Source organism: Natrinema soli (assembly GCF_028618695.1).
In genome coordinates, this window is the sequence record NZ_JAQIVI010000333.1 from 1 (window position 1) to 1,646 (window position 1,646).

A 1,646-nucleotide genomic window follows, 5' to 3' on the forward strand; every position below is an offset into this window, starting at 1 on the left:
GACGCTCGCGGCGAAGACGACGAGTCCGCCGACGGCGACCGGGACGAGATCGACGACGATGCCGACCTCCGAGCCGGCGAGTCCGAGGGCCACGAGGATCGGCCACGGTCTCGCGCCGTCCGTGCGATCGATCTCACCCTGCCTCGAGTGGTCGGCCATACCCGGGGTTCCACCTCGAGACTGTAGTATCTGACCCTACCGTTCATCGTTCGTGACTGTCTCGACTGTCGACTCGAAGGATCAACTCATCAGCTGTCGCCACCTCGCGAACGGATCGCTCGAGTCCCGCTGGGGCGACTACTCGTTGCGCTCGATGACGAACTCCGTGAACTCCTCGAGCTTCCGGGTCGTCTCCGCGTCGAAGTTCAGTCCGTCGATCGCCGCGCGCGCATCGGCGGCCAACTCGAGCGCGCGCTCGCGGGCGTACTCGATACTGCCGGCGGCCTCGAGGATTTCCAGGGCCTCGAGGATCTCCTCGTCGGTATTGTCGTCGGCCTCGAGGATCGCCTGCAGCCGTCGGGCGCGCTCCGGCTCGCTCGCCTCGATGGCGTGGATGACCATGAGGGTCTTCTTTCCCTCGCGGATGTCGTTGCCGAACTCCTTGCCGAACTCGCCGGCCCGGCCCAGCGAGTGCTCGACGTCCAGGATGTCGTCGCCGATCTGGAAGGCGACCGCGGTCAGTTCGGCGTACTCGGCGATCGCTTCCTCGACGGCGTCGGGCTGGTCGGTGATGATCGCGGCGAGGCGAGCCACGATCCGGCCGAGACAGCCCGTCTTGCACGCGCACATCTCCAGATACTGTGCCGTGTTGATCCGGACATCACGTTCGTTGTGCCAGCAGATGTCCATCCCCTGGCCGAGGTGGGTGCGGTTGAGTTCGTACATCAGCATCTCGTAGGCGGCCAGCCGCCGGTCGGCCGGGAGGTCGGCCGGATTCCGGGTAATGACCTTCAACGGCAGGAAGTACATCGCGTTGCCGGCGTTGAGTGCGATATCGCGGCCGTAGAGGCGATGGAGCGCCTGTTCGCCGCGTCGAATCGTGGCCCCGTCCTCGACGTCGTCGACGATGATCGTCCCGTTGTGCAGTATCTCCGGAATGCAAGCGTAGGGCAGATACTCGGCCGGGTCCTCGCCGAACCCCTCGACGAAGACGAGGAAGAGTATCGCACGCCACCGCTTGCCGCCGCGGTCGAGCAGATCCCACAGCGGCGTCGCCAGCGCGCGCTGGATGCCGTGGGGATCGTACTCGTACGTCGGGGACCCGAAGAACGACTCGAGGTAGTCGGCGTCGATCTCGCGCGGAACCAGGTCGGCGATCGCTTCGTCGATGGCCGGCCGCCAGTCGGCTAGCGTCTCCCGCATATCGAGTCCGAGAGGGAGCGGCGTGAAAAAGATTCGCAGTTTGTCGTGTCACCAACTGTTGCAAACCGTCGGACAGTTCTCGGAATTCGTTGCGATCGAGCGGTACAGTTACCAGTCCATCGGTCCACGTTCCAGTCATGACCGCCTGGATCGGCTCCGTCTTCGAGAGCGACGTCGGCTGGAACCACCTCGAGGCCCTCGTCGACGTGGGGAATCGCATGGCCGGCAGCGAGGACGAACGCGAGGCCGCCGAGCTGACGCGGGACGCGCTGGCCGACGTCGGC

2 protein-coding genes and 1 pseudogene are annotated in these 1,646 nt (G+C 65.6%); 1 reads left to right on the forward strand and 2 read right to left on the reverse strand.

What is annotated here, in order from left to right; translation table 11 throughout:
* Positions 1 to 159, reverse strand: a 159-nt coding sequence (locus PGX04_RS34740; protein ID WP_425498452.1) for a DUF7541 family protein, incomplete at its 3' end; no start/stop codon positions are given.
* A 138-nt stretch (positions 160 to 297) separates the two neighbouring features.
* Positions 298 to 1,362, reverse strand: coding sequence for a polyprenyl synthetase family protein (locus PGX04_RS19630; RefSeq protein ID WP_273740056.1), 1,065 nt, complete (start codon positions 1,360 to 1,362; stop codon positions 298 to 300).
* Positions 1,363 to 1,499: 137 nt separating this feature from the next.
* On the opposite strand from PGX04_RS19630, the pseudogene PGX04_RS19635 reads away from it, so the two are divergent.
* Positions 1,500 to 1,646 (forward strand): annotated as a pseudogene (locus tag PGX04_RS19635) (peptidase M28); the annotation flags it as partial.

What these genes read in the sequence shown, in the direction of transcription:
- PGX04_RS19630 (WP_273740056.1), bottom strand. Translation starts at nt 1,362, where the DNA reads ATGCGGGAGACGCTAGCCGACTGGCGGCCGGCCATCGACGAAGCGATC.